Raw genomic sequence first — 19390 nt, 5'->3', positions numbered from 1 at the left:
AGAGAAAAATATTATCGATGGTATGATTTTCTTACAACCGTGTTGGAAATCCTGTCTCCATCCTGTATAATAATGTTGAATACGGCTATTATTACGATACCGAGACAAAGTTTTATTATGTTTCCAGCCGTTATTATAGTCCTGAATTGTGCCGATTTATTAGTTTGGATGACGTGGAACCATTTGTAAAGTTTCATGAAAATTCTGTGCAGTACAATTTATATGCTTATTGTTGGAACAATCCTGTCAATATGTTTGACGGGGGTGGCGAGTGGCCAGAGTGGCTGTTTTGCAGGCACGAAAAAGCAGAGCTGAAGGGTTAGATACGAAAAAAATTGCAACTAATGTGGCAGAAGCTATTTATGACAATGGCGCAAGAGTTGTTGGGATAGCCCCGGTTACAAAAATGGCAAGTATTGGAGGTCAGCACTGGTTAAATATGAATGTTGAAGACATATTTGGTGGGAAAACAAGCTTTGGTGAAACTTTAAAATCGGCAGGCGGTAAAGTTGTTCCTTATGGATTTGTTGCTTATAATTGGATGCATGTACTATATGCTCTGTTTTGTAAAAATCCTATGGCGAGAGCAAAGAAAAGGAGGTATTCTTTAAAATGAGTGATTTTATAAAAATACTTTTAAACACAATAAAAGGAATATCTTTTGTTTTAGTAGTTTTCTTTGGAGTGATAGGATTTGCACATGATATTTTAGGTCCAGATTTATTTGAAAAAACACTTGCAAAATTCAATATACCATGGAATTTTGAACTTTTTTGCAAAATGGGGTATATTTGTGTGGCAATTCTCATTATTACATATTTTATTCATGCAAAGCTTTTTGGGAAATAGCAGCTATGAGCAAATACGATAAAAAAAGACTGGGATTGTTATGTATCTAACTTGATGGAATTTATTGTCTATATGGATTGAGTAATAATGACTGGAAAAAGTGATACTGAGCAGGAGTTCTGATTTATCATAGAAAAACTGATCGGTATCCGTAACAAATTAGGAAACTATGAAAGGAAATCTGCACCAAAAACAAAGCCTGTTGTTGATATAACATGGAAGTTGACTAATGAAATGAGAAAAAATGCCGAAGAATTAAGGGAATATGAGAAAAACTATGGACTTATATTGGCAGCATTATATTTTATAAATAAAGTAAAAACAGGTGACGATTGGGATTTGAAAAATCAGTCAAATTGGAGTTTTAGTGATAATTTTACTTACACATTTAACGGGATAGCATTAGGAAATGACGATATAGGAAATATACACTATGGGTATGTAGGACGTGAATTATTTGGAATAGATATTCTTCTTATAGGAGGAGGCGCATATCAAGTTAAGACGGATTTTCCCAATATTCAGTGGAAACATTTTTATGCTTTATTTGATGATCCACGAGATCAATTAATGGTTATTTTTGGATCCATATTATGGGACATAGATAGGGTAAATTCATATTTTAAATTCTAAATTCTTGTCGCCTGCTTTCAAAAAATGATAATAGTTTTGAAAGCAGGCAGACTAAATGTATTTAGGAAAGGGAGATGAATGGAGTATGACGAGAAATTTAAAGAAGCTTAGTTTATTGTGCGCGGCAGTGGTTTTGATAAATTTTTTAAGTTCTTGGTATTATGAACAATTGTTTTTTCACTTTTTTGTTCTCTATTCTATTCTGGATATGCTATTCTTTTTCTTATTCATTGCATGTGGTATATGGGCGGTGAAATATTTAAAAGGAAATCATAAATCAATTAAGGATTTTATTCCTATAATTTTGGTTGTTGTATACCTTATGTATTTATTAAGCGGAAGCCAGAATAAGCTGAATTTTAGAGTGTATAAAAATGTGAGATATGAAATTGTTGAAATGGTAGAAAACTATCAACTTGGTGAATCTGAAGAGAAGGGATTCGTCGAACTTCCTGACAAATATAAAAAATGCTCTTCCGGGGGAGATATTTTAATATATCGGAATAATGATGAATGTATGATTGGATTTTGGGTTAAGAGAGGATTTTTGGACAGTGGCTTTTCTATGTTTGTTTATAAATCTGATGATAATGCGATGAATATAGAGCAGGTGGTAAGAGAATGTTTGTGGGATGGTTATGAAGTAAATTCGGAACAAAAGGAGAAACAGTGGTATTACATAACTGCCAGAGAAAGAAATGAGTAACTTCCAAAGTCAAATTGAATCATAGGAGAGAAGACATGTACAATCTTGATGGAATTTATTGTCTATATGGATTGAGCAATAGTGGCTGGAAAAAAGTGATACTGAGCAGTAGTTCTGATTTATCATAGAAAAACTGCTCGGTATCCGTAACAAATTGAGAGGAGGCTTCGGAGAAGATGGAAACGAAAACGAAAATTATGTGGATGAAAGTTTTTATGATATTTTATATATTCTGTGGCGTAGTGGGTTTTTATGCGGCGCTTAAAACAGAAAATATATTGGTTTTCGTTATTTTTATAGTCATAATATTGATTTTGTCGATACCGGGGTTATATTTTGCAGCCAGAATTGATGCTCAGCCATGGACTTTGAAAGTGGAACCTTTAATTAAAACGCTGAATGTAAGCAGCTTTGAAGACTTCAAGAATCGATTGTTTCAGGAGGCAGAGCAGGAAGGCTTTGGAGATGTGCAAACGGTGGTATCAGACAACAATATAGAAACAGTATTGGCGTCTAAATGTGAAAAAAGGGAGTTGACTATATTACAAACTTTTTGGACGGATGCGTTTGACGAGGATACTTTAAGAAAAATGACGGATTTATTCTGGGAAGTAGCAGAAAAGAAAATTGGAAAGGGGAAAATACAGAAGTATGATGTTCAATTGATCCAATGTATCTGTATCCGTCAGCTAAATGAACAGGCTGATGAATTTGTCCATCGGAATCTTCTTCAGAATATGGGACAGTACCAGAGCCTGAGTGTGATTGCCTTTGACGAAAGGAGAATTTATATTTGTCAGACCAATTATAAATCTTTTGATAAACGGTTCAGAGAAGTAGAAGCCCTCCTCTTAAAGATTTTAAACAATCTTTTGGCTTAAAAACAAAGGGGAGAGGCCCATAAAGAAGGAGAGAATAATGTCCAGGAAGAAAATTATTGTTTTGGCGATAGTCTTGTTTTTTCTAATTAATATTTGGGGATTTTTAAGCGGCAATATTTCTTTAAAATTCAGCAGGACAAAGAGGGCTGAAACAGAGGCTGTAGCAGAAGACTCGAGGGAGAAGATTATTATTGAAGAAACAGCGGCAGGAGCAGATGATGAGACGCAGCAGGCCGAACAAGTTGTTTATTATCCCACAGAAGAAGCATTAATTGAAGAAGAATCTAAAGGAACTTCGAACTATTTTATTGTAAGAGGGGATAGTACATTACTGTTTTTCCGTGAGGAAGATTCAGACGGAATCAAAAGTTTTTATGTGCTTGCATTTGTAATAGAAGCGGACGGCTATTACTATAGCCAGGACACGATGAGAGTGAAGAACGCATCAGAACAAACACTTCAAATAAATCAGGGAGAATATTATATTTATTTTTATGTTGAAGACAAAGATGTAGTGGAGGACAGTCTGGGAGGAGAATTTCAGCGGGTTCCGGCCGGTGACGGCGTGGAATTATTAGCAAGATATATTGATTGTCCAATAGAGGAATATGAGCTGTACATAAATGGAGTGTTAATGGATTTAAGTGATGGGTACAACCTGGGAGATAAATCGTCGGAAGACATACCATTTTATACATTGGAAGACTATATATCAGCGCTTGGGCTTGGTGAAAAATATTTACTTGTGCAGGGAGACAGAACCTTATTAATTGTGGAAGAAAGCGGTGAGGGCAATGCTTCGGACACGTTGCGTTTTTCATTTGCCGCGGCTGAAAAAATCAATGGCGCCTATTATGATAGGGGGGAAAATGTAAAGAGCGGTCAGGTGTTGTTAAGGCGGTATATGATTGAAGAAGTACAGGGCGAGTATTATATGCTGTATCTCCGTGGGGCGGAAGAAAATACCGAAATATCAGATAACAGGGAAGGCGTTTTTCAGGAAATGGAAGTATCAAATAATGCTGTAGTTGGAGCAAAGTACATAGACTGCCCAATAGAAGAATATGAATTCTATATTGATGGATGGCGGTTAGACTTGAGTGGGGCTTACGAGTAAAGATACAATGCGGAGCCGGGAACCATATCACAGGTTTCCGGCTCCGTGCCGTTTTGGGTATAGACCTAATGGGAATACTGTATTTTATTGTTTTTCCAGCAGGGCTTCCCGTTTGTTCAGCATTTTGTTGAAACGCCGCTGGAACAGGGTGAAGGTAGTGGAAGCGGCGATAAAATCGGAAATCGGCTCGGCCAGAAATACCGCAAATACCTTATCTGCGAAGAAGTTCGGCAAAATGTAAATGAGGGGGATCAGCAGAATGATTTTTCGAAGCAGGGCCAAAAAGAGGGAAATTTTTGCCTGGCCAATGGCGACGAAGGTCTGCTGACAGGCCATCTGGATACCCATCATGAAGCCGGTGGCCAGATAAATTCGTAAAGCCCAGGAAGCCATGTCTTTTAACTCCTGGTCGCTGGCGAAGACACCGACGAGGAGTCCGGGAGCGGCCATATTCAGGAGCCAATACAGGGTGGCGAAGGCGACACAGGAAATAAAGAGCAGCCGGAAGGCCTGCTTTACGCGTTCTTTATTGCCGGCGCCGAAGTTATAGCTGATGATAGGCTGTGCGCCCTGGGTCAGTCCGGACAGGGGCAGAGACAAAATCTGCATGATACTTGTCAGGATGGTCATGGAGCCCACCGCCAAATCTCCGCCGTATTTTTGCAGAGAGGTATTAAAGCAAATGCTCAGCAGGCTCTCGGTGCTCTGCATAATAAATGGCGACAGGCCAAGCGCCAGGACCGGCATCAGGATTCCTTTGGAAATTTTCATATTTGAAATATGGATTTTTAATGTGGTTTTCTTTCCGGTCAGGAATTTGAGAACCCAGACAGCCGAGATACACTGGGAGATAATGGTGGCCAGTGCAGCGCCTCGGACGCCCATATGTAAACCAAATATAAGAATCGGGTCTAAAACGATATTGATAACAGCGCCGATAACGACAGTAAACATGCTGATCTTGGCAAAACCCTGAGCGGAGATAAAGCTGTTCAGTCCCAGAGAAATCATTACAAAGATTGTACCGATAACATAGATATTTAAGTATTCTATGGCATAAGGGAGGGTGTCACTGCTGGCACCGAAAAGCTGGAGCAGTGTCCGGCCTCCGATGAGAAAAGCCGCTGTCAGGGTGACGGCAAGAATAATCAGAGCGGCAAAACAATTACCGAGAATTCGCTCGGCTTCATTCATATTTTGTTCACCCATTCGGATAGATGCCTGGGGCGCACCACCCATACCAATCAGGCAGCTGAAAGCAGAGATTAATATAATAATAGGAAAGCATACGCCGACGCCTGTCAGGGCCAGTGTTCCGATTTCGGTGATATGGCCGATGTAAATCCGGTCCACAATATTGTACAGCATGTTAATAATCTGGGCAGTGATGGCCGGCAGAGCGAGTTGGAACAACAGTCGGCTGATTTTTTCTGTACCCAGTTTATTCGGTGTATTTTGATTCACTTTAGAACCCCCTTAAAAACTTGTATATTCACGTTCAGATTATCATAACATATTCATTGGAAGAAAACAAGAAAAGGCAGTCTTCGTTGCCAAAGTCTGATGAATGTGTTATGATTACAATGATTAAATGCGACCAGCAAGGAGTGATATAAAATGAAGTATGATGTAATTATTATTGGGGCCGGGCCATCCGGTATTTTTTGTGCATATGAGCTGATTCGCAACAATCCGGAAATGAGAATTTTGATGATTGAAAAGGGCCGGGCCATTGAGAGTCGGAATTGTCCAAAGCGGACAACGAAAAAATGTGTCGGCTGCAAACCCTGCTCTATTACGACGGGCTTTGCCGGAGCCGGAGCATTTTCCGATGGCAAATTATCCCTTTCTCCGGACGTCGGTGGAAATCTGCCGGAGATTCTTGGATATGACCGGACCATTGAATTATTAAATGAAGCAGATAAGATTTATCTGGAATTTGGCGCAGATGAACGGGTATATGGTCTGGAGGATTATGCGGCGATTGAACGTATTCGAACCAAAGCTATCCGTGCCAATCTGAAACTTATCGAATGTCCGATCCGTCATCTTGGTACTGAGGAAGGATATAAGATCTATACCCGGCTTCAGAATCATTTGATGGCTGCTGGTGTGGAGATTCGGTTTATGACCATGGTCCAGGATATTATTATTGAGGATGGTATGGCAAAGGGTGTTGTCACGGATAAAGGTGAAACCTTCTATGCGGATGAAATCGTTGCCGGTGTGGGCCGGGAAGGTTCCGAATGGTTTTCACATATTTGCCAGAGCCACGGCATTGATACAAAGGTCGGAACGGTAGATGTGGGTGTCCGCGTGGAAGTCCGGGATGAAATTATGAAAGAGCTGAATGAAAAACTGTATGAGGCGAAGCTCGTTTATTACACACCGACCTTTGATGATAAGGTGCGGGTATTCTGCACAAATCCGTCGGGGGAAGTGGCTACAGAATATTATGATGAGGGACTGGCTGTTGTCAATGGACACGCCTATAAATCTCAGGATTTGAAAACAAAGAATACGAACTTTGCCATTCTTGTATCGAAAAACTTTACGTCACCGTTTAAATCCCCGATAGAATACGGTAAATATATTGCCCGGCTGGGGAATATGCTCTGCGATGGAAAGATTCTTGTTCAGCGGTACGGCGATTTCAAGCGGGGCCGCCGGACGACGGATGAACGTATGATCCGAAATAATATTACGGCAACGTTAAAGGATGCAGTGCCGGGAGATTTATCACTTGTATTCCCGCACCGGATCATGGTGGACATCGCCGAGATGATCGAAGCATTGGACAAGGTCACACCGGGTATTGCCAGTGATGAGACGCTGCTCTATGGGGTGGAGGTCAAGTTTTACTCCAATAAAGTTCTGGTCAATGATGATTTTGAGACAAATATCCAGGGACTTCGGGCTATGGGCGACGGAGCATCTGTGACTCGGGGGTTACAGCAGGCTTCGGCTAATGGTCTGGCAGTGGCACGAAGTATTTTGAAAAAGAAGCATGCGTGATTCGGAACTGTATACCCAGTTAATTGAATACAGCCGGAGTCGGGCTTATCCTTTTCATATGCCGGGACATAAACGGCAGATGATGGCCATGGAAGACCCCTATCGATTTGACCTGACAGAGATTGACGGATTTGACAATCTTCATGGGGCTGAAAATTTACTGAAAAGGGCGCAGGAGCAGGCAGCATCCCTTTACGGCTCGGAGGAAAGTCATTTTATGGTCAACGGGAGCACAGGCGGCCTTCTGTCAGCTATCGGTGGTGTGACTCACCGGGGTGATCGGGTGCTCGTCGCGAGAAATTGCCACACAAGCGTATATCATGCTCTGGAACTGAATGGGCTGCGGCCAGTGTATTTATGGCCGGAGCTTGACGAAGGACCGGGAATCTACCAGGGACTTACTTGCAGACAGGCAGAGGAAGCCCTTGAGAAATACCCGGATATTCGGGCGGTAATTTTTACATCGCCCACCTATGAGGGTCTTCTGTCAGATGTCAGAGGAATTTGCGAGGCGGCGCATCAACGGCAAATCCCGTGTATTGTGGATGAGGCTCATGGAGCCCATCTGCGTTGGATTGGACTGCCGGATGCGGTGGCCTGCGGTGCCGATGTGGTCATTCAAAGTCTCCACAAGACCATGCCGGCCCTGACCCAGACCGCCCTGATTCATATCAATGGCCGTCTGGTGGACCGGGAGCGACTTCGGAAAATGCTGGTGACTTATCAGACATCCAGTCCATCCTACGTGCTCATGGCTTCTATCAGTCAATGTATGTCATGGCTGGTACAGGAGGGAGCAGAGCGGTTTGCCTGCTACAGTCAGGAGGTTTGGAAGTTCCGCAGACGCCTGAAAGATATGAAACATTTGTATCTTTATACATCGGAGGGGATATTTGACTGGGGAAAACTGGTCATCTGTACTGACAGGTCCGATCAGACCGGTCGGAAGCTTTACGATCGGCTTCGGAAAAGCTTTGATCTGCAGATGGAGATGGCGTCGGCTCGTTATGTTTTGGCAATGTCAACAGTAGGCGACAGTTCGGAGGGGTTGCAGCGACTGGCACAGGCTCTGGAAGTTATTGACAGCGAAGCCGCTCAGAACGATAGTCCGGTGCAGCGATCCGTAGCGGATAAAACAGGGATTTCTCTCTTGACTCCGGAACGATATATGGAAATTGATGCGGCGGCGGAGCAGCCAACAGAAGAGGTGGCGCTGGCGGACGCGAATGGAAGAGTGATAGGCGATTATCTTTATCTGTATCCTCCGGGAGTGCCTATCCTTGTCCCGGGAGAAGTGATACAGATGAAACATATAGAAAATATTCAGAATTACCTAAGCCAGGGGCTGGAAGTCCATGGAGGCTATTTGAAGGAGAACGGAAATGTCAAAGTTATTTTGCATCATGGGTAAAAGTGCATCGGGCAAAGATACCATATTTAAACGTCTGGTTCAGGATGAGGCTCTTAACTTAAAGACCGTCGTTTCCTATACGACCCGGCCGATGCGGGAAGGTGAGAAGGAAGGTGTGGAATATCATTTTGTCTCACCGCAGACACTTGAAACCTTTCGGAATGAGGGACGGGTAATTGAGTGCCGGGATTACCACACGGTTCACGGGTTGTGGAATTATTTTATGGTGGACGATGGACAGATTGATTTTTCCGGGCCGCGGGATTTGATTATTATCGGGACCCTGGAATCTTATCAGAAAATCCGCAATTTTTTCGGAAAAGAACATGTCCGTCCGATTTATATTTACGTGGAAGACGGGCTTCGATTGTCCCGGGCTTTGGAACGTGAAAAACAGCAGGCTGTCCCGGGGTATGCTGAGATGTGCCGGCGGTTCCTCGCCGACATGGAAGATTTTTCCGGAGAGAGATTGAAACAATGCGAGATTGAACATAGATATGAAAATGTGGATATGGAGATATGTTTGAAAGAAATCCGTAAGGATATTTTGAAATTCAGAGATAACGAAGTATCGTAATTTGAAAAAGAATGTGTTATACTCAAAATAAGTGAATGCAGAAACAGGGGGTGACACATTATGTCGAACTTTAAAAGTGTTATTGGTCATGAGCAGATTATCCAACATATGTCAACTGCTTTAAAAAACAAAAAAATATCTCATGCCTATATTTTTGAGGGCCCGAACGGCTGCGGTAAAAATATGCTGGCGAAAGCCTTTTCAAAGGCTCTGGAGTGTGAAGCCGGGTACGGAGATTCCTGTAACATGTGTCGCTCCTGCCATCAGATGGACACGGGCAACCAGCCGGATGTGAAGTGGCTCACCCACGAAAAGCCGGCGACCATCAGCGTAGATGATGTGCGGACACAGATCAATGCAGACATGGGGATTAAGCCTTACAGCAGTAAATATAAGATATATATAGTGGATGAAGCGGAAAAGATGAACGAACAGGCTCAGAATGCCCTGTTAAAGACGATTGAAGAACCGCCGGAATACGGCATTATTATGTTGCTGACGAACAATCTGGAAGCTCTGTTGCCGACGATTTTGTCCAGATGTATTGTATTTCATCTGAAACCGGTGGACAATTATAAAATCGAGGAGTTCCTTGAGAAAGAATATGGTGTGCCCGACTATAAGGCCCGGATTTGCGCCGCATTTTCCCAGGGTGTGGTCGGGAAAGCAATCCAGATGGCTTCATCGGAGGATTTTAACGACCTTCAGTATCATGTGCTGAACATTGTAAAAAATGTTCATGAAATGGATGTTTATGAGGTGATCGAGGCCGTAAAGAGGCTCAGTGCCTATAAAACCGATATAAACGATGTGATTGATATGATGATGGTCTGGTATCGGGATGTACTTATTCTCAAAGTGACAAAGGATGCCAATGCCATTGTATATAAAGATGAATATCGTTTCCTGATGGATCAGGCGAAGCGTTCGTCTTATGAAGGATTGAATGAGATCATTCAGTCATTGGAAAAGGCGAAAGCCCGGCTGGCCGCCAATGTAAATTTCGATGTGGCCATGGAGATGATGTTGCTTGTGATGAAGGAGAGTTAAAGATGATAAGAGTAATTGGCGTGAGATTTCGTCAGGCCGGAAAGATTTATTATTTTGATCCGGTAGATTTTGATATAGAAGTCGGCCAGCATGTCATTGTGGAAACGGCCCGGGGAATTGAATACGGGCTGGTTCTGACAGGGCCCAGGGAAGTAGAAGATGATAAAGTCATTCAGCCGCTGAAGCCGGTGATTCGTGTGGCAGCGCCGGAGGATGACGAGATAGAGATGAAGAATAAAGAAAAAGAGAAATCCGCTTTTAATATATGTCTTGAGAAAATTGCCAAACATAAGCTGGAAATGAAATTAATTGATGCGGAGTATACGTTTGATAATAATAAAGTGCTTTTCTATTTTACCGCAGACGGGCGTATTGACTTTCGTGAGCTGGTGAAGGATCTGGCTTCTGTGTTTAAAACGCGGATTGAGCTGCGTCAGATTGGTGTCCGGGATGAGACAAAGATTCTCGGCGGTATCGGTATCTGCGGACGAACACTGTGCTGCCATTCCCATTTATCTGAGTTTGCGCCGGTATCCATAAAAATGGCGAAGGAACAGAATCTGTCCCTGAATCCGACCAAGATATCCGGTGTATGCGGACGTCTTATGTGTTGTTTAAAAAATGAGGAAGAGACTTATGAATATCTGAACAGCAAGCTTCCGATGATTGGCGACCGGGTAACCACACTGGATGGTTTCCGCGGAGAAGTCTCCGGGGTGAATGTGCTGCGTCAGCTTGTCAAGATTGTGGTCACTTTGGATAATGACGAAAAAGAAATTAAAGAGTATCCCGTTTCTCAGTTGAAATTCCGGTCAAAACGTAAAAAAGAGCGGTTGAATATCAATGATGCGGAACTCAAACAACTGGAAGCGATGGAAAAACGGGACGGAGGCTCCGCCCTGTAGGACATTTTGTATGTCGGATATACAGTGCTTCAGGAGAACTGAATGATCGGGGCATCCCATGAGTATGGGATGTCCTTTTTCGGGGGCAGAAAAGGTCTGCGTCCTAAAAATGTATGGAGTTAAACGATGATTGAATTAAAAAAGGACGAACGCCTCGATGATCTGGAGCGTAACGGTTATAAGATTATACAAAATCCGAATAAGTTTTGTTTTGGGATGGATGCGGTGCTGCTGTCCGGCTTTGCCCGGGTGAGAAAAGGTGAAAAGGTCCTGGACATGGGGACAGGAACGGGAATCATTCCAATCCTTCTGGAGGCCAAGACGGAGGGACGGCATTTTACTGGTCTGGAGATTCAGGAAGAAAGCGCAGATATGGCCCGGCGCAGTGTGGCTTACAATCATCTGGAAGAAAAGGTAGATATTGTGACCGGAGATATCAAGGCAGCTTCCAGGCTGTTTCCGCTGGCGTCCTTCGATGTGATCACATCAAATCCACCCTATATGACGGATGCCCATGGCATTAAAAATCCGAATGCACCGAAGGCCATTGCGCGGCATGAGGTATTGTGCACGCTGGAGGACCTGGTGCGGGAGACGAGCAGGCTATTGCGGCCCGGCGGACGATTTTATCTGGTTCATCGGCCATTTCGGCTGGTGGAGATCTTTCAGACGCTGACAGCCTATAAGCTGGAGCCGAAACGGATGAAGCTGGTGTATCCCTTTGTGGATAAGGAACCCAATATGGTCATGATAGAGGCGGTCCGGGGAGCCAAATCCATGATCAAAGTGGAGGAACCATTGATCGTTTATAAAGAACCCGGCGTTTATCATGACGTCATATATGATATTTACGGATATTAGGAGGAAATGTCATGGCAGGAAAATTATACTTATGTGCCACACCTATAGGCAATCTGGAAGATATCACTTTCCGGGTATTGGAAACTCTGCGCAGTGTGGATGTGATCGCGGCGGAAGACACCCGTCATACGATAAAACTGCTGAATCATTTTGATATAAAAACACCGATGACCAGCTATCACGAATTTAATAAAATCGATAAAGCTAAAATTCTTGTGGAAGATTTGAAATCGGGGAAAAATATCGCGCTGGTGACGGATGCAGGAACGCCGGGCATTTCCGACCCGGGAGAAGAACTGGTAAGATTTTGTCTTGAAGCGGGAATCGAGGTGACGTCCCTGCCCGGCCCGGCTGCCTGTATCACGGCGCTGACGATGTCGGGGCTTTCTACCCGACGCTTTTGCTTTGAAGGTTTTCTGCCAATGGATAAAAAAGAGCGGGAAGTGGTTCTGGAACGGCTGCAGCGGGAAACCCGTACAACGATTTTTTATGAGGCGCCCCATCGTCTGCTGAAAACATTAAAAGTTCTTCAGGAAACGGCTGGCAACCGACGTTTGACCATTTGTAAGGAACTGACAAAACGGCATGAGAAAACCTGGCCGACCTGTTTGGAAGAGGCCATTGAATGGTATGAGACCAATGAACCCCGGGGAGAGTATGTCCTTGTCCTTGAAGGCGCAGATGCGAAAGCACTGAAAAAGGAAGAGCAGGCTGCCTGGGAATCCCTGTCCATTGAAGAACATATGGGGATTTATCTTTCAAAGGGGCAGACCAAAAAAGAAGCAATGAAATCGGTGGCTTCGGACCGGGGGATGACCAAACGCGAGGTCTATCAATATTTACTTCATTAGAGGGGGGATGGTGACGCAAGGACCGGGGGAGCCCTTTACGTCACCGACAAAATGGGCCTGATTACGATACAGACTATACCGTCAGGCTATGTAATGCGGGCTTACTCTTGGATAGTAAGCCCTGCCATTTTGGCCATTTCAATAATCGAACGCTTAGAAACCTTTTTATCATGGTAATCGATCAGATCATTCATATCCCCGGTGAATATATCACAGGGTTCGTATTTTTTCAGAATAATGCGTTCGTCATCTACAAATATTTCCAAAGGGTCCCGTTCACTGATATTGAGAGTTCGCCGCAGTTCGATCGGCAGGGTGATACGGCCCAGCTCATCTAATTTTCTTACAATACCTGTACTTTTCATTTCAAACAACTTCCTTGAGAAAACAAAAAAACTGCCAAAACACCTTATGTGTCTGACAGTCACCGTTGACTTTTATATCATTGATTTATCCCAATCATAGCAGTGACGGGGGAATTTGTCAATGGATTTTGATGGAATATTTTTCAATAAAATTCCATATATATGAAAATAATTACAGTCAAGGGTGAGAATATTTGAATAAAATATGGGGGTGGATGCTGATCATCGGCATTGCGGTGGGGCTGCTCACCGGGAAATCGGCGGAAGTGTCCACGGCGTTGGTGGAGTCGGCGAAAACCGGAGTAAATCATGCTATCGGAATGGCGGGAGTTGTTGCCATGTGGAGCGGTATTATGCGTCTGGCAGAAGCGGAAGGGCTGTTGGATATTCTCACCAGGAAAATGGAGGGGTTGATTCATTTTCTTTTCCCGCATATTCCTGAGGGCCATCCGGCAGAGAAATACATATCTCTGAATTTTGCTGCCAATGTGCTTGGACTTGGATGGGCGGCCACACCGGCCGGGATTTCGGCCATGGAGGCGCTGGAACAGTTGGAGGATGAACGTCGGGTGAAACGGCATCCGCTGGCAATGGAGGCTGGGACGGCCAGCCGGGAAATGTGTACGTTTCTGGTCATCAACGTTTCTTCGTTACAGCTTATTCCCATGACCATTATAGCCTACCGAAGTCAGTTTGGAGCAGCGGTGCCGACGGAGATTGTTCTGCCGGGAATTCTGGCGACGGCAGCCTCTACGGTGGCGGGTATCATCTTTGTTAAGATCATGGGGAGGCGCCCATGAACCTGATTTTATTCTTGTCCAATTGTATCATTCCTGTGATTATATTATATGTGGTCGGCCTTGGCCTGAGCATGAAACTGGATATTTTTGATATTTTTCTGGAAGGCGTGAAGGATGGGCTGAAAACAGTGGGCGGCATTCTGCCGACGCTGATCGGGCTGCTGACGGCAGTAGGCGTCCTTCGGGCAGCCAATGTCTTTGATTATGTGGGGCAGGCTCTGGAACCGGTCATTGAGAAATTGGCTATGGCGCCGGAAGTACTGTCATTGATTTTCATCAAGCTATTTTCTTCCACAGCGGCCACGGGGTTGATGCTGGATATTTTTACAGAATATGGGGTGGATTCCCAGAACGGCTGGTTATCAGCCTTGGTCTTAAGTTGTACGGAGAGCTGCATTTATACCATGTCGGTCTATTACATGTCTCAGAAAATCACAAAGACCCGGTGGACCCTGGCCGGAGCCCTGACAGCGGCAGTTGTCGGCGTGATTGCCAGCATTTTGTTGACAGGGATGATGTACTAAAATTATATATTGACTTTAAGGGTGATAACATTTATAATTGAAGTGTTTTTAAGAGGTCGCAAAGGTGCGTAAATGCTGCCTTTGCGACTATTTTTGCACTATAGAAAAAAGGAAAAGGGATGGAGAAAATGAAAGGTTATTTGAAAAAAGCTCTTGCGATGACGATGGCCGGCGTTATGGTATGCGGTATTCTGACCGGATGCGGTTCCAAAACGACCGAGACAAAGGCTGAAACAACAGCCGGGACAACAGCAGAAACAGGCGCAGAAAGCGCTGCAGGAGAAGCATCTGCCGAAGTAAAAACGATTGAAGACGGTGTTTTAAAGGTTGCTATGGAGTGCGGTTATGCACCATACAACTGGACGCAGCCAACGGATGCAAACGGTGCGGTTCCGATTTCGGGAAGCTCCGATTACGCCTATGGATATGACGTTATGATGGCAAAATATGTGGCTGAAAAACTTGGCCTTGAACTTGAAATTGTAAAACTCGACTGGGATTCTCTTGTACCTGCCGTACAGTCTGGTACTGTAGACTGCGTTATCGCAGGTCAGTCCATTACATCTGACCGTTTGGAGATGGTGGATTTTACAACACCTTACTATTACGCATCGATTATCACACTGGTAAAAGCGGACGGACCATATGCCGAAGCTAAAGGGGTTTCTGATTTAGATGGCGCTACATGTACTTCCCAGTTGAATACTGTATGGTATGACACATGTATTCCACAGATTCCGAACGTTAATCAGTTGCCGGCTCAGGAATCCGCACCGGCCATGCTGGTTGCATTAAATGCAGGAAAATGTGACGTTGTTGTTACGGATATGCCGACTGGTATGGCAGCAATGGTAGCTTATCCGGATTTCAAACTGTTAGACTTCAGCGGAACAGAGGATGATTATGAAGTTTCTGAAGAAGAGATCAATATCGGTATTTCTGTAAAGAAAGACAGTCCTCTGACAGCTCAGCTTAATGAAGCTTTAAAAGATCTGACATCAGAAGATTTCGATTCCATGATGGAAGAAGCAATTTCTGTTCAGCCGCTTTCCGAATAAAGGAATAACTGAAAAAAATACAGGCACGGGGACGGTAGGGTCTCCGTGCTTTATGTCTATATATACGGAGTAATATACAAAGGGGGAAAAAACGATGCCTGAAACCTTTTGGGGAAGAATCGTAATGTTAATTGAAGAATATTCCACGTCATTCCTGCGCGGAGCCGGCGTGACCATGATCATTGCTCTGGTCGGTACCTTTATTGGATGTATCATCGGTTTTGCCGTGGGTATTGTCCAGACCATTCCTGTTTCTAAAAAAGATAATATTGTGAAACGTGTCGTTCTGAAAGTGGTTCGTTTTATTTTGACGGCCTATGTTGAGGTTTTCAGAGGCACACCGATGATGGCCCAGGCCATGTTCATTTATTTTGGCTCGGCGGCCGTATTTAATATTAATATGTCCATGTGGTTTGCTGCTTTCTTTATTGTATCCATCAATACGGGAGCCTACATGGCGGAGACCGTCCGCGGCGGTATTTTATCCATTGATCCGGGGCAGACAGAAGGTGCGAAAGCCATTGGCATGAATCATGTTCAGACCATGCTCTATGTTATCATGCCTCAGGCGCTGAGAAATATCATGCCTCAGATCGGCAATAACCTGATCATCAATATTAAGGATACCTGCGTTCTTTCAATTATCGGCACCGTTGAATTGTTCTATACGACGAAGGGGGTTGCCGGAGCAAAATATCTGTACTTTGAATCCTTTGCCATTGCCATGGTGATGTATTTCATCCTGACCTTCACCTGTTCAAGGATTCTTCGGTTCTGGGAAAGCAGACTGGATGGACCAGATAACTACGATCTGGCAACGACAGATACGCTGGCCCATACAAGCGGAATGTACAACTATTCAACAGAAAAGAAGGAGGAAGAGTGATCATGGACGAAAAGATTTTAGAAATCCGTCATTTGAGCAAGGCCTTCGGAAAAAATGTGGTACTTCGGGATATTGATTTTTCTGTCAAGCAGGGCGATGTGACCTGTATTATTGGCGCATCCGGTTCGGGAAAATCCACACTGCTCCGCTGTATTAATTTCCTTGAAGAGCCGACGGCCGGGGACATTATTTATCATGGGAAAAATATGATGGAGGAGCGGATGAATGAGGCCGCTTATCGCGCCAAGGTCGGGATGGTGTTCCAGAGTTTTAATCTGTTTAATAATATGACCGTTCTGCAAAACTGTATGGTCGGACAGGAAAAGGTCTTAAAAAAAGATAAAGAAACCGCACGGAAAAACGCCATGTACTTTTTGGATAAGGTCGGCATGGCGCCATATATTAACGCCAAACCACGTCAGCTTTCCGGTGGCCAAAAACAGCGTGTAGCTATTGCCCGGGCTTTGGCTATGGAACCGGAGGTTCTGTTGTTTGACGAACCGACATCAGCCCTGGACCCGCAGATGGTCGGGGAGGTTTTGGCTGTTATGCGTAAACTGGCAGATGAGGGCCTGACTATGATGATCGTTACCCATGAAATGGCTTTTGCACGGGATGTATCCAATCATGTGGTTTACATGGCCGGCGGTGTTATCGTGGAGGAAGGGGAGCCAAAGCAGATTTTCGGAAATCCGCAGAGCGCTCAGACAAAAGAATTTTTAAGCCGTTTTGTTAATAGCTGAAAGGAGAATTTTTTTGAAAAAGATAGGATTTGTTGGCCTTGGAATTATGGGAAAATCCATGACCCGGAATTTGATGAAGGCTGGATATGAACTCCATATTTTTGCCCGAACAAGGGCAAAGGTTGAAGATGTTATTAGGGAGGGCGCTATTTTTCATCCTTCCGTTGGAGAATGTGTCGAAGAAGTAGAGGCCATGATCAGTATCGTCGGCTATCCGGCGGATGTGGAAGAAGTTTATTTTGGTGAAAAGGGCATTCTCAACAGTGCAAAACCAGGGACTTATGTCATAGATATGACGACATCCAGTCCAAAGCTGGCAAAGAGAATTTATGAGTCAGCAAAGGAAAAGGGTATTCATGCATTGGATGCTCCGGTAACCGGTGGTGATACCGGAGCAAAGAACGGTACGCTTTCCATTCTTGTCGGTGGTGATAAAGCAGATTACGAGGCCTGTCATGCGGTGTTTGAGGCCATGGGAACGAACATTAACTATGAAGGCGGACCGGGCTGTGGCCAGCATACAAAGATGGCCAATCAGATTATGATCGCCGGAACGCTTTCCGGCGTGTGCGAGGCGATGAGTTACGCAAAAGCCCAGGGCCTGAATCTTCAGACGCTTTTGGATTCGGTGGCTACAGGTGCGGCCGGAAGTAAACAACTGGATGCTTTTGGCGAGAAAATCATGAACGGCGATTATGCACCGGGATTTTTTATGAAACATTTTATCAAAGACATGAATCTGGCGGTGGAAGAAGCCAATGCGCAGGGATTGAATTTGAAAATCTTAAAACAGGTATTGGCAAACTACCGGACATTGGAAGCAGAATACGGCGATATGGGAACTCAGGCTTTGATTAAATTCTATGAATAACATATGTATCATTTTAAAAAGGGCATTGGCTATGTTGTCAGTGCCTTTTTCTGATAATTCCCTACAAATCACATTTTAATGGTCTCAATTTAGACTTTACAGATGAAAATATACATGCGGTGGCGTTAAACGCTGTCTCCGACGTCTTGATGCGGACGAAACTGGAATATATAAATGGGGTGTTGAAATGAAAATTTTGAATTTTGGATCGTTAAATATTGACAATGTTTATCATGTAGACGATTTTGTCCAGCCAGGGGAAACCAAAAAATCATTGAGTTTTCAAATGTTTCCCGGTGGTAAAGGACTGAATCAGTCGGTAGCATTAGCCAGAGCCGGAGCCGATGTGTATCATGCAGGAAAAATCGGAGCCGATGGTCAGTGGCTGGTGGACTTAATGTGTCAGTCCGGTGTGTGTGTAACTGCTCCAGAGTCATCCGACAGCCTTACAGCTTTTGCTTTGGTTCAGAAAGCGGATTGCGACACAGGAAAGGCCATCATCCAGGTAAGTGACGCAGGGCAAAACGCTATTATTCTTTACGATGGGGCAAATCAGACTATGGACCATAGATTTGTGGGTGAAGTTTTGGGAAGATTTGGGAAAGGAGATATTTTAGTCCTTCAAAATGAAATCAATCGGGTGCCGGAAATTTTGGATTCTGCCTGGGATAGGGGAATGCGGATTGCTCTCAATCCGTCACCGGCCAATGAAGTTATCCGCCAGTGTGACTTGAGGAAGGTTCGTTGGCTTTTGCTGAATGAGATTGAAGGAGAATGGCTGACCGGTAAGAAAGAACCGGAAGATATTGCGAAAAGCCTGTTGGCATCCTATCCGGATATGGAAGTGGTGCTTACTCTTGGCAGCCAGGGCGTTTTATATCAATCCTGTGAAAAGAAATGTTATCAGAAAGCGTTTAAAGTAGATGCGGTGGATACGACCGGAGCGGGAGATACGTTTACCGGGTATTTTCTCAAATGTGCGGCAGAGGGAGAATCGCCGGAAAGGGCGTTAATGATAGCGTCCAGGGCAGCATCAATCGCCGTATCCAGGCCGGGAGCCGCTGTCTCGATTCCCTATTGGGATGAAGTGGTTGGATAAAAGGAGAAGATTATAATTTTAAAAAATAGTTTAAGTTGCGGCAGCCGGGAAATGACACAATTATTGTCAGATGTCCGACTGCCGCAGTTTTATAGTAAATGGTAAATAGCCGGTACCATGCCACTTGCTAGTTTTTGTGAGATAATTACTCTAAAAAATCTAAGGTTTTTTAGGGAGGAACATCTTAT

The 19390-nt window shown here is 44.1% G+C and carries 23 protein-coding genes; 21 read left to right on the top strand and 2 right to left on the bottom strand.

What is annotated here, in order from left to right:
* Positions 1 to 59: 59 nt before the first annotated feature.
* The 7 genes from EV212_RS14025 (at position 60) to EV212_RS05460 (ending at position 4186) form a co-directional block, all read left to right on the top strand.
* On the top strand, positions 60 to 323 hold the full coding sequence (locus EV212_RS14025; protein ID WP_132090662.1) for an RHS repeat-associated core domain-containing protein: 264 nt from the start codon (positions 60 to 62) through the stop codon (positions 321 to 323).
* The gene (locus tag EV212_RS05485) at positions 272 to 616 is read left to right on the top strand and encodes a hypothetical protein (protein ID WP_132090107.1); all 345 of its coding nucleotides are present in this window, start codon (positions 272 to 274) and stop codon (positions 614 to 616) included. The genes EV212_RS14025 and EV212_RS05485 overlap by 52 nt, the downstream gene beginning before the upstream one ends.
* The gene (locus EV212_RS05480; protein WP_132090104.1) at positions 613 to 849 is read left to right on the top strand and encodes a hypothetical protein; all 237 of its coding nucleotides are present in this window, start codon (positions 613 to 615) and stop codon (positions 847 to 849) included. The genes EV212_RS05485 and EV212_RS05480 overlap by 4 nt, the downstream gene beginning before the upstream one ends.
* A 222-nt stretch (positions 850 to 1071) precedes the next feature.
* Positions 1072 to 1482 (top strand): polymorphic toxin type 44 domain-containing protein, encoded by a 411-nt coding sequence (locus EV212_RS05475; protein WP_165873312.1) that lies wholly within the window; start codon positions 1072 to 1074, stop codon positions 1480 to 1482.
* A 55-nt stretch (positions 1483 to 1537) separates the two neighbouring features.
* On the top strand, positions 1538 to 2188 hold the full coding sequence (locus EV212_RS05470) for a hypothetical protein (RefSeq protein WP_132090098.1): 651 nt from the start codon (positions 1538 to 1540) through the stop codon (positions 2186 to 2188).
* A 176-nt stretch (positions 2189 to 2364) separates the two neighbouring features.
* Positions 2365 to 3069: a hypothetical protein gene (locus EV212_RS05465; RefSeq protein ID WP_132090095.1), complete on the top strand. Its 705-nt coding sequence runs from the start codon at positions 2365 to 2367 to the stop codon at positions 3067 to 3069.
* A gap of 37 nt (positions 3070 to 3106) precedes the next feature.
* On the top strand, positions 3107 to 4186 hold the full coding sequence (locus EV212_RS05460; RefSeq protein WP_132090092.1) for a hypothetical protein: 1080 nt from the start codon (positions 3107 to 3109) through the stop codon (positions 4184 to 4186).
* An 84-nt stretch (positions 4187 to 4270) separates the two neighbouring features.
* Here the strand turns inward: EV212_RS05460 and EV212_RS05455 are convergent, their stop codons facing one another.
* Positions 4271 to 5650, bottom strand: coding sequence for an MATE family efflux transporter (locus tag EV212_RS05455; RefSeq protein WP_132090089.1), 1380 nt, complete (start codon positions 5648 to 5650; stop codon positions 4271 to 4273).
* A 153-nt stretch (positions 5651 to 5803) separates the two neighbouring features.
* Here EV212_RS05455 and EV212_RS05450 point away from each other — a divergent pair, with 153 nt between their 5' ends.
* The 7 genes from EV212_RS05450 (at position 5804) to rsmI (ending at position 12856) form a co-directional block, all read left to right on the top strand.
* Complete coding sequence (locus EV212_RS05450; protein WP_132090086.1) at positions 5804 to 7201, top strand: NAD(P)/FAD-dependent oxidoreductase; 1398 nt, start codon at positions 5804 to 5806, stop codon at positions 7199 to 7201.
* Positions 7194 to 8612, top strand: coding sequence for an aminotransferase class I/II-fold pyridoxal phosphate-dependent enzyme (locus EV212_RS05445; protein WP_132090083.1), 1419 nt, complete (start codon positions 7194 to 7196; stop codon positions 8610 to 8612). Before EV212_RS05450 ends, EV212_RS05445 begins: the two co-directional genes overlap by 8 nt.
* Positions 8584 to 9189 (top strand): nucleoside/nucleotide kinase family protein, encoded by a 606-nt coding sequence (locus tag EV212_RS05440; RefSeq protein ID WP_132090063.1) that lies wholly within the window; start codon positions 8584 to 8586, stop codon positions 9187 to 9189. Before EV212_RS05445 ends, EV212_RS05440 begins: the two co-directional genes overlap by 29 nt.
* Positions 9190 to 9249: 60 nt before the next feature.
* Positions 9250 to 10239 (top strand): DNA polymerase III subunit delta', encoded by a 990-nt coding sequence (gene holB, locus EV212_RS05435; RefSeq protein WP_132090060.1) that lies wholly within the window; start codon positions 9250 to 9252, stop codon positions 10237 to 10239.
* Positions 10240 to 10241: 2 nt separating this feature from the next.
* Positions 10242 to 11144, top strand: a complete 903-nt coding sequence (locus tag EV212_RS05430; protein WP_132090057.1) for a PSP1 domain-containing protein — start codon at positions 10242 to 10244, stop codon at positions 11142 to 11144.
* A 126-nt stretch (positions 11145 to 11270) separates the two neighbouring features.
* Positions 11271 to 12005: a tRNA1(Val) (adenine(37)-N6)-methyltransferase gene (locus EV212_RS05425; protein WP_132090054.1), complete on the top strand. Its 735-nt coding sequence runs from the start codon at positions 11271 to 11273 to the stop codon at positions 12003 to 12005.
* Positions 12006 to 12016: 11 nt separating this feature from the next.
* Positions 12017 to 12856: a 16S rRNA (cytidine(1402)-2'-O)-methyltransferase gene (gene rsmI, locus EV212_RS05420; RefSeq protein WP_132090051.1), complete on the top strand. Its 840-nt coding sequence runs from the start codon at positions 12017 to 12019 to the stop codon at positions 12854 to 12856.
* Between the two features lie 101 nt (positions 12857 to 12957).
* Here the strand turns inward: rsmI and EV212_RS05415 are convergent, their stop codons facing one another.
* Positions 12958 to 13221, bottom strand: a complete 264-nt coding sequence (locus tag EV212_RS05415; RefSeq protein WP_132090048.1) for an AbrB/MazE/SpoVT family DNA-binding domain-containing protein — start codon at positions 13219 to 13221, stop codon at positions 12958 to 12960.
* 194 nt (positions 13222 to 13415) lie between these two features.
* On the opposite strand from EV212_RS05415, the gene EV212_RS05410 reads away from it, so the two are divergent.
* The 7 genes from EV212_RS05410 to EV212_RS05380 all read left to right on the top strand — a co-directional run bounded on the left by EV212_RS05410 (position 13416) and on the right by EV212_RS05380 (position 19202).
* The gene (locus tag EV212_RS05410) at positions 13416 to 14021 is read left to right on the top strand and encodes a nucleoside recognition protein (RefSeq protein WP_132090045.1); all 606 of its coding nucleotides are present in this window, start codon (positions 13416 to 13418) and stop codon (positions 14019 to 14021) included.
* Complete coding sequence (locus tag EV212_RS05405; RefSeq protein ID WP_243115470.1) at positions 14018 to 14545, top strand: nucleoside recognition domain-containing protein; 528 nt, start codon at positions 14018 to 14020, stop codon at positions 14543 to 14545. The genes EV212_RS05410 and EV212_RS05405 overlap by 4 nt, the downstream gene beginning before the upstream one ends.
* Before the next feature lie 128 nt (positions 14546 to 14673).
* Positions 14674 to 15603 (top strand): transporter substrate-binding domain-containing protein, encoded by a 930-nt coding sequence (locus EV212_RS05400; RefSeq protein WP_132090042.1) that lies wholly within the window; start codon positions 14674 to 14676, stop codon positions 15601 to 15603.
* 94 nt (positions 15604 to 15697) lie between these two features.
* On the top strand, positions 15698 to 16489 hold the full coding sequence (locus tag EV212_RS05395) for an amino acid ABC transporter permease (protein ID WP_132090040.1): 792 nt from the start codon (positions 15698 to 15700) through the stop codon (positions 16487 to 16489).
* Positions 16490 to 16491: 2 nt separating this feature from the next.
* A complete protein-coding gene (locus EV212_RS05390) occupies positions 16492 to 17232 on the top strand; it encodes an amino acid ABC transporter ATP-binding protein (protein ID WP_243115469.1) in 741 nt (246 codons plus the stop codon).
* A gap of 13 nt (positions 17233 to 17245) precedes the next feature.
* Positions 17246 to 18103: an NAD(P)-dependent oxidoreductase gene (locus EV212_RS05385; protein WP_132090037.1), complete on the top strand. Its 858-nt coding sequence runs from the start codon at positions 17246 to 17248 to the stop codon at positions 18101 to 18103.
* Between the two features lie 187 nt (positions 18104 to 18290).
* Positions 18291 to 19202 (top strand): ribokinase, encoded by a 912-nt coding sequence (locus EV212_RS05380; RefSeq protein ID WP_132090034.1) that lies wholly within the window; start codon positions 18291 to 18293, stop codon positions 19200 to 19202.
* Positions 19203 to 19390 lie beyond the last annotated feature (188 nt).

Source organism: Frisingicoccus caecimuris (assembly GCF_004340975.1).
Lineage (GTDB): Bacteria > Bacillota > Clostridia > Lachnospirales > Lachnospiraceae > Frisingicoccus > Frisingicoccus caecimuris.
The sequence above is the reverse complement of the archived record's forward strand: the minus strand, read 5'-3'. Positions and strand labels throughout refer to the sequence as shown.

Bases quoted from the DNA above. Each gene is read 5' to 3' on its own strand.
- EV212_RS05440 (WP_132090063.1), top strand. From the start codon at position 8,584: ATGTCAAAGTTATTTTGCATCATGGGTAAAAGTGCATCGGGCAAAGAT.
- EV212_RS05465 (WP_132090095.1), top strand. From the start codon at position 2,365: ATGGAAACGAAAACGAAAATTATGTGGATGAAAGTTTTTATGATATTT.
- EV212_RS05450 (WP_132090086.1), top strand. From the start codon at position 5,804: ATGAAGTATGATGTAATTATTATTGGGGCCGGGCCATCCGGTATTTTT.
- EV212_RS05425 (WP_132090054.1), top strand. From the start codon at position 11,271: ATGATTGAATTAAAAAAGGACGAACGCCTCGATGATCTGGAGCGTAAC.
- EV212_RS05380 (WP_132090034.1), top strand. From the start codon at position 18,291: ATGAAAATTTTGAATTTTGGATCGTTAAATATTGACAATGTTTATCAT.
- EV212_RS05395 (WP_132090040.1), top strand. From the start codon at position 15,698: ATGCCTGAAACCTTTTGGGGAAGAATCGTAATGTTAATTGAAGAATAT.
- EV212_RS05480 (WP_132090104.1), top strand. From the start codon at position 613: ATGAGTGATTTTATAAAAATACTTTTAAACACAATAAAAGGAATATCT.
- EV212_RS05415 (WP_132090048.1), bottom strand. From the start codon at position 13,221: ATGAAAAGTACAGGTATTGTAAGAAAATTAGATGAGCTGGGCCGTATC.
- EV212_RS05460 (WP_132090092.1), top strand. From the start codon at position 3,107: ATGTCCAGGAAGAAAATTATTGTTTTGGCGATAGTCTTGTTTTTTCTA.
- EV212_RS05470 (WP_132090098.1), top strand. From the start codon at position 1,538: ATGTATTTAGGAAAGGGAGATGAATGGAGTATGACGAGAAATTTAAAG.
- EV212_RS05430 (WP_132090057.1), top strand. From the start codon at position 10,242: ATGATAAGAGTAATTGGCGTGAGATTTCGTCAGGCCGGAAAGATTTAT.
- EV212_RS05400 (WP_132090042.1), top strand. From the start codon at position 14,674: ATGAAAGGTTATTTGAAAAAAGCTCTTGCGATGACGATGGCCGGCGTT.
- rsmI (WP_132090051.1), top strand. From the start codon at position 12,017: ATGGCAGGAAAATTATACTTATGTGCCACACCTATAGGCAATCTGGAA.
- EV212_RS05405 (WP_243115470.1), top strand. From the start codon at position 14,018: ATGAACCTGATTTTATTCTTGTCCAATTGTATCATTCCTGTGATTATA.
- EV212_RS05445 (WP_132090083.1), top strand. From the start codon at position 7,194: ATGCGTGATTCGGAACTGTATACCCAGTTAATTGAATACAGCCGGAGT.
- EV212_RS05390 (WP_243115469.1), top strand. From the start codon at position 16,492: ATGGACGAAAAGATTTTAGAAATCCGTCATTTGAGCAAGGCCTTCGGA.
- holB (WP_132090060.1), top strand. From the start codon at position 9,250: ATGTCGAACTTTAAAAGTGTTATTGGTCATGAGCAGATTATCCAACAT.